Raw genomic sequence first — 6,737 nt, 5'->3', positions numbered from 1 at the left:
CACCCTCGGCATGAGCTTTTTGAGCCACACCCGCCACCCCTGGGCCTCCCGATCGTACGAATGAGCGGAACGGACCCGCCAAGAAGGTAAGGAGCCTTTTCCATCTATCTCCGCGTCGCCCAGGAAGCGGATCGCGCGCCTCTCGCGATGTCCGTACAAGTGAGCACCTCTTTGGCCTGCGGTAATCCGCGGGCGGGCACAGCCCTGATGTCGTGGCGCCGAACCGTCGCACAGGCAACGGCAGAGCTCCCAGCTCTGGCCCTCTGGATCCGCTCCGTCGGCTCCCTTCGGCACGTGCAGAGCGGCGAGTGCTCCTTGATCGTCATGGGCGCGTTCCTGAGAGCGCTCCACCGTTCCATCACGGCGGCTGACGCCACCGCGAGGTCCGAGTGCCAGCCCTCGTCTCCGGGACCCACCACCACGATCGCGGATTGCCTTCTGACAGGGAGCGCCAGAGAAACAGGTCAGGCCCGGTGCTGATCTCTCAGCACCGGGCCTGACCTGGCATTTCACTGTCGGGGTGGCGGGATTTGAACCCACGACCTCTTCGTCCCGAACGAAGCGCGCTGCCAAGCTGCGCTACACCCCGATGTCACTCGCTCTCGCGGCGACGTCGATTACTTTAGCCCACCAGCGCCCGGAGACGAAATCCGGTTTTCCGGGCCACCACGGGGTACGTCGCCGCAGGTCGTCCCGATCAGGTGGCCCGTGCGGAGGAGCCGGTGGAGCGGGTCGAGGGGGGTGCTCAGGGGCGGGGGGTCAGGGTCAGGAGGGTGGCCTCGGGGGGGCAGGCGAAGCGGACCGGGGTGTAGCGGTTGGTGCCGCAGCCGGCGGAGACGTGGAGGTAGGCGGTCCGGCCGGTCGATGTGTGGGTGGACAGGCCCCGGGCGCGGTCCGTGTCGAGGTCGCAGTTGGTGACCAGGGCGCCGTAGAAGGGGATGCGGAGCTGGCCGCCGTGGGTGTGGCCGGCGAGGACCAGGGGGTAGCCGTCGGCTGTGAAGGCGTCCAGGGTGCGTAGGTAGGGGGCGTGGACGACGGCCATGGAGAAGTCGGCGTCCCGGGCCGGGCCGCCGGCGACGTGGGCGTAGCGGTCCCGTTTGATGTGGGGGTCGTCCAGGCCGGTGAAGGCGAGCTCGATGCCGCCGTCCAGCTTGAGCCGGCCCCGTGCGTTGCTCAGGCCCAGCCAGCCTGCCGCGTCGAAGGCGTCGCGCATCTCCTCCCACGGGTTGTGGACGACGCCGACCGCGGGAGCGTTGCCGTTGAGGCCGTGGCGGCCCTGGGCCTTCTCGAGCAGGTAGCGGGCGGGGTTGCGCATCCGCGGGCCGTAGTAGTCGTTCGAGCCGAAGACGTAGACGCCGGGGAAGTCGAAGAGCGGGCCCAGTGCGTCCAGCACCTCGGGCACGCCCTCGGTGTCCGAGAGGTTGTCGCCCGTGTTGACGACGAGGTCGGGTCGCAGGCCCGCCAGCGACTGGAGCCAGGCGCGCTTCTTTCCCTGGCCGCACACCATGTGGATGTCGGAGACCTGGAGCACACGCAGGGGGCGCATCCCACGGGGCAGGACCGGGATCGTTACACGCCGGAGCCGGAAGGAGCGGGCTTCGTATCCGGCGGCGTAGGCGAGGCCTGCGGCGCCGACAGCCGTGATGGTGAGGGGGACTCCGTAGCGTGCGCGCATGCGTCCATCGTTGCAGACAGGCGCGTGTGGTCATGCGACCCGTACCCGTCCTTGACTGCCCGGAAGGGAAGCAGGAGTAGCAGCGCCAGGGAGATCCATACGTACGCGTTGCTGCCGATGATGCCGGGGATCCCGCCCTGGTTCCATCGCCACAGCCAGACGATGCTGCTGCACAGCAGCAGGTAGCTGGTCGCGGCGGCCAGCAGCAGCCGCTTGCGCCGTTCCCCGCCCGGCGCGGAGCGCAGCCCGGCGTCCACGAGTACCGCTATGCCGGGGATCAGCCACACCAGGTGGTGCACCCAGGTGACGGGGCTCACCAGGCAGGCGGTGATGCCCGTCAGGGCGAAGCCGGCCAGTTCGTCACCGGCCGCGACGGCGCGCCTGGCGCGCCAGACCCACAGCGACAGCAGCAGCAGGACGCCGACGGCCCAGATCGCGCGGCTCGGCTCGGCGAAGGGCTCGGTGAGGCGGGCGAGCATGCCCTGCCAGGACTGGTTGGACACGAAGGCGAGAGAGCCGACACGGTCGGTGTTCCACATCGCCTCGGTCCAGAACGTCCGTGACGCCTCCCGGTCCGCCCAGGCAGCGAGCGCGGTCGCCCCGCCCGCGACGGCGATGGCCGTACCGGCCGCCCTCAGCCGCCGGGTGACCAGCAGATAGACGATGAAGATCGCCGGGGTGAGCTTGATCGCGGCGGCGAGCCCGATGCCGAGCCCGGCCAGCCGGTGCAGTCGGCGGGCTCGCGCGGTGGCCGAGGTCAGCAGCCAGGCGTCGGCGAGGACGAGCGCCAGCAGCAGCAGATTGACCTGGCCGAAGCTCGCGGTGTCGCGCACCGGCTCCATCCAGGCGAAGAGGCAGGCCAGAACGGCGTAGGTGAACCACCGGGTCCAGCCCTCGCGACGGATCGTGGCATCGGCGCAGATGTAGAGGATGACCGCCGCCGCCGCGATGTTCAGCGACTGGCTGATCGCTATGGCGCTGTACCAGCCGACCACCATCATCGGCAGCATGACCAGCGCCGCGAAGGGCGGGTAGGTGAAGCCGTAGTGCGTGCCCGGCTTCAGGTAGTCGTAGATCCGGCCGCCTTCCCCCCAGTAGCCGATGGCGCCGTAATAGACCTTCAGGTCGAACCAGTGGCGGTGCAGTGGTACGAAGATCAGAAAAGCTGCGACAACGGCAGTGAGGGCGAATGCCGTGGAGACCCTGCCCAGGGCGGTGGACGGCGGTCTCATGCGGGGCTCCCCAGCAGTTCGGTACGGCGGCGCGGTCCCGAGGAACCGCGCCTGGCTGGCCGGTAGGCGGACCACGACACGCGTACGGCTGCCGCGCCGCCGCCGACAGCAAGCATCAACTGTGCGCGGTCGGGTGCGAATCCGCTCGGCAGTACGGCGAGCGCCAGCACACCGCTTGCCACGGCCGCGGCGCGACGCAGCCGTACCGAGCCGTTGGGCGCGGCGGCGGCGATCAGGAACAGCCCCCACAGTACATACCAAGGGCGGAATGCCGGTCCGAGGAGGGCGAGTGCGGTCGGGCCCAGACCGAGCGCGCAGACCGGGCGGCGTCGGTGGTGCCGCCGCCAGAAGGCGATCACGGCGAGCACCGTAGCGGCGATACCGGCCGGCTACCAGGCTGGAACGATGAATTCCGGGAGGCCGTTTCCGGTGCTCTCAAGCCCGGCTCCCGCCCTTCGGCTGCGTGACGAATCTGAGGGTGGAGAGCACGCCGTTGTCCAGCCGTGGCCGCGGCCGTAACCGGTCCCGCTGTCGCGGCACCAGTCCCGCCAGCCGCGTGGGTGGGTACGCGAAGGCCGTCCGGCATGGCGAAATGCGCGGGCGGCGAAGGGCGCGTACCTGCCACAATCAGGGGCATGACCACGCTCAAGTCCAAGCTTCACGATGACCTCACCGACGCGATCAAGGCGCGCGACGAGCTGCGCTCGTCGACGCTCCGGCTGACCCTCGCCGCGATCACCAAGGAGGAGGTCGCGGGCAAGGAGGCGCGCGAGCTCTCCGATGACGAGGTCCAGAAGGTGATCGCCAAGGAGGCGAAGAAGCGCCGCGAGGCGGCCGAGGCCTTCACCCAGGGCGGTCGCACCGAGCAGGCGGAGCGGGAGCGGCAGGAGGGCGAGCTCCTCGACGCCTATCTGCCGAAGCAGATGTCGGACGACGAGCTGAACACCGTCGTGGCACAGGCTGTCGAGGAGGCCCGCGCGGCGGGTGCCGAGGGGCCCCGCGCGATGGGTGCCGTCATGAAGATCGTGAACCCGAAGGTGGCAGGCAAGGCCGAGGGCGGCCGGGTCGCGGCCGCGGTCAAGAAGCTGCTGGCGGGCTGATCAGGAAGCCTGTGTGAGGTTCCACAGGACCCAGGGGCCCTCCACCAGGGGCTTGCTGAGAGGGGCGGGAGTAGAACTCCCGCCCCTCTCGCAGCTCTCAGTCCCGGCCCCCGGTGTCATTGGCAGGCCCGCCGTCCGAGCCTCCGATGATGCCGGGCGGTAGGGAGATACCGGGGATGGGTCCCTGGTCGCCGTCATCGTCACGGCCCCGGTCCCGCTTGCGCCGCTTCCGGTCGCCGTCTCCGTCGCGCTCCTGCTCGTCACCGTCGCGCGCCTCACCGCGCGGCAGGTCGACAGCTGTGAAGGACGGGGTCTCGGACGCGTCCAGCGCCCCGGTCATCGCGATCTTCCAGATCGGGCCCGGCAGACAGCCACCGCATACCTTGTCGTAGTACTGGCCGCCGATCCGGATGTTGAACATCGGCGTCTTCTCGCCGACGTCGTCACCGACCCACACAGCGGTGGAGAGGTTCGGCGTGTATCCGACGAACCAGGCGTCCTTACGATCGTTGGTGGTACCCGTCTTGCCCGCGTTGTCCCGGTCGCTGAGCCCGGCCTGGGTGCCGGTGCCGTCCTCGACCACGCCCTTGAGCATCTGGTTGACGGTGTCCGCTGTGTGCTCGCTCATCGCCTTCGAGCACTCGGACTTCGGGACCCTGAGGTTCTTGCCCTCCGCGGTGGTCACCGACTCGATGGCGATCGGCGAGCAGTACGTGCCGCGGTTGGCGAAGGTGGCGTAGACGGCGGCCATCGACAGCGGGGTGCTCTCGATGGAGCCGAGGGTGATCGAGGGGTTCTCGGTGATCTTCTTGCCGTTGCCCGTCTTGTAGCCCACCTTCTTCGCCATCTCGACCGTCTCGCAGAGTCCGGTCATCTGCTCCAGTTTGGCGAAGTAGGTGTTGATGGACTTGCCGAGCGCGCTCGTCATGTCCCAGCTGCCGGTCTCCGACTCCAGCTCGTTCTGCACGGGCCAGGTGCCGCTCCCGGCAGGGCCGCCCGAGCACTCGGTGAAGGAGCTCATGGGCATGGAGATCTTCCAGCCGCTGGAGAACGACTGGGCCGGGCTGAGTCCCTTCTCCAGCGCCGCCGCCGCCGTGATCGGCTTGAAGGTCGAACCGACCTGGAAGCCGTAGGTCGTGCCGCCCATCTTGCTGCCGACAGACAGGTTGAGCACCGTCTCGTGCCGGTTCTGATCGAGGCCGTACGGGCGCGACTGCCCCATCGACAGGATCTTGCCGGAGCCCGGCTGGACCTGGACCACGGCCGCCGCGACCTTGTCGTCCTTGTTGACCTTCGCGGTGGCGGCTTCGTTGGCCGCCTTCTGCGCCTGCGGGTCGAGCGTGGTCCTGATGGTGAGACCGCCGAGGTCCCACAGCTTCTGGCGCTCCTCCGCCGACTTCCCGAACGCCGGGTCGGAGAGCACCGTCTTGCGCACGTAGTCGCAGAAGAAGCCCGCACCGTCGACGGACGTGATGCAGCCGTTCTTGGGCCTGCTGACGTTGAGCGTGATCGCCTTGGCCTTGGCCTTGTCCGCCTCCTGCTGCGAGATGGCACGGACGTCGGCCATCCGCTGCAACACCGTGTTGCGCCGAATGGTGGCCGTCTTCTTGTCGTTGACCGGGTCGTACTTGCTGGGGGACTGCACGATCCCCGCCAGCAGAGCCGACTCCTCCAGGTTCAGGTCCTTGGCGGACTTGGAGAAGTAGCGCTTGGAAGCCGCCTCGACGCCGTACGCCTGCTGGCCGAAGAAGGTGATGTTGAGGTAGTTCTCGAGGATCTTCTTCTTCCCGAGCTCCTCCTCGACCTGGATCGCGTACTTGAGCTCGCGGACCTTGCGGCCGATGGTCTGCTGGGTGGCCTGGGCGACCTTGTCCGGATCGTCGCCTGCCTCTTCGACGAAGACGTTCTTGACGTACTGCTGGGTGAGGGTGGAGCCGCCCTGCTTGACGGTGCCCCCCTGGGCGTTCCGGTTGGCTGCACGCAGCAGGCCCTTGAGGTCGACCGCGCCGTGGCTGTAGAAGCGCGCGTCCTCGATCGCGACGATCGCCCGCTGCATATGAGGGGAGATGTCCTTGAGTGGGACGACCGTGCGGTCGCGGGAGTAGACGGTGGCGATCTGGTCGCCTTCGGCGTCCAGGATCGTGGTGCGCTGACTGAGCGGGGGCGTCTTCAGGTTGGCGGGAATCGTGTCGAACCCCTCGACTGTCCCCTTGGCCGCGAGTCCCAGTGCGCCGGCGGCAGGCAGGGCGAGGCCCGCCATCACTGCTCCGGAGAGCACACTGACGCCGATGAACTTGGCGGCCTGCTGGGTCCCTGTCAGACCTCCGCCCGAGCGCTTGTTTGCCATGGGGGCAGCCTAATCCGTCATGCGGGGCGTGCCGCAGGAGCGGGGGCTTCTGGAGGTGTTCGAGTACCAGACCGTGACATCCGAGGCCAGGAGGTTCGAGGTTTCCGCGACTCGAACGGCAAGGAGATGGTCTGGTGTGACCGGCAAGCAGGGGCTGCGTGTGTGCACGGCAGCGGGGCAGTAGCGAACTGCAGCGAACGGCAGCGGGGCGGCGCCCTGATGCGACCGGCGAGGAGTGACACGTGTGACCTGTGATGCCGACGTTCTCATTCTCCGGACATGCGGACAGGCATTGGCCTAAGCTGCTCTCACTGTCACGGGGCAATGTGGTCGCGCATCAATACCCCCACCACCCCCTGCGGACACCTTCAAGGCAAGCTCAG

Annotated in this window: 5 protein-coding genes and 1 tRNA gene; 1 reads left to right on the top strand and 5 read right to left on the bottom strand. The window is 68.5% G+C overall.

The genetic code is table 11. The annotated features are described in order from the left end of the window. Positions 1 to 515: 515 nt before the first annotated feature. The 4 genes from ACFV6V_RS19440 to ACFV6V_RS19425 form a co-directional block, all read right to left on the bottom strand. Positions 516 to 589, bottom strand: a tRNA-Pro gene (locus tag ACFV6V_RS19440). Positions 590 to 745: 156 nt separating this feature from the next. Beyond that, positions 746 to 1,675, bottom strand: coding sequence for a metallophosphoesterase (locus ACFV6V_RS19435; protein ID WP_385566394.1), 930 nt, complete (start codon positions 1,673 to 1,675; stop codon positions 746 to 748). After that, entirely contained in the window at positions 1,570 to 2,907 is a 1,338-nt protein-coding gene (locus ACFV6V_RS19430) for a glycosyltransferase 87 family protein (RefSeq protein WP_385566392.1), read from the bottom strand. Before ACFV6V_RS19430 ends, ACFV6V_RS19435 begins: the two co-directional genes overlap by 106 nt. After that, on the bottom strand, positions 2,904 to 3,266 hold the full coding sequence (locus tag ACFV6V_RS19425) for a hypothetical protein (protein WP_385566389.1): 363 nt from the start codon (positions 3,264 to 3,266) through the stop codon (positions 2,904 to 2,906). The genes ACFV6V_RS19430 and ACFV6V_RS19425 overlap by 4 nt, the downstream gene beginning before the upstream one ends. 276 nt (positions 3,267 to 3,542) lie before the next feature. On the opposite strand from ACFV6V_RS19425, the gene ACFV6V_RS19420 reads away from it, so the two are divergent. After that, positions 3,543 to 4,007 carry a GatB/YqeY domain-containing protein gene (locus tag ACFV6V_RS19420; RefSeq protein WP_385566388.1) on the top strand — a complete coding sequence of 155 codons (465 nt, stop codon included), beginning with the start codon at positions 3,543 to 3,545 and terminating at the stop codon, positions 4,005 to 4,007. A 97-nt stretch (positions 4,008 to 4,104) separates the two neighbouring features. On the opposite strand, the gene ACFV6V_RS19415 is transcribed toward ACFV6V_RS19420, so the two are convergent. Continuing rightward, the gene (locus ACFV6V_RS19415) at positions 4,105 to 6,354 is read right to left on the bottom strand and encodes a transglycosylase domain-containing protein (RefSeq protein ID WP_385566385.1); all 2,250 of its coding nucleotides are present in this window, start codon (positions 6,352 to 6,354) and stop codon (positions 4,105 to 4,107) included. Between the last annotated feature and the right edge of the window lie 383 nt (positions 6,355 to 6,737).

This window comes from Streptomyces sp. NPDC059828 (assembly GCF_042731955.1).
In the GTDB taxonomy this organism is placed as follows: Bacteria; Actinomycetota; Actinomycetes; order Streptomycetales; family Streptomycetaceae; genus Streptomyces.
The sequence above is the reverse complement of the archived record's forward strand: the minus strand, read 5'-3'. Positions and strand labels throughout refer to the sequence as shown.

Bases quoted from the DNA above. Each gene is read 5' to 3' on its own strand.
- ACFV6V_RS19430 (WP_385566392.1), bottom strand. From the start codon at position 2,907: ATGAGACCGCCGTCCACCGCCCTGGGCAGGGTCTCCACGGCATTCGCC.
- ACFV6V_RS19435 (WP_385566394.1), bottom strand. From the start codon at position 1,675: ATGCGCGCACGCTACGGAGTCCCCCTCACCATCACGGCTGTCGGCGCC.
- ACFV6V_RS19420 (WP_385566388.1), top strand. From the start codon at position 3,543: ATGACCACGCTCAAGTCCAAGCTTCACGATGACCTCACCGACGCGATC.
- ACFV6V_RS19415 (WP_385566385.1), bottom strand. From the start codon at position 6,354: ATGGCAAACAAGCGCTCGGGCGGAGGTCTGACAGGGACCCAGCAGGCC.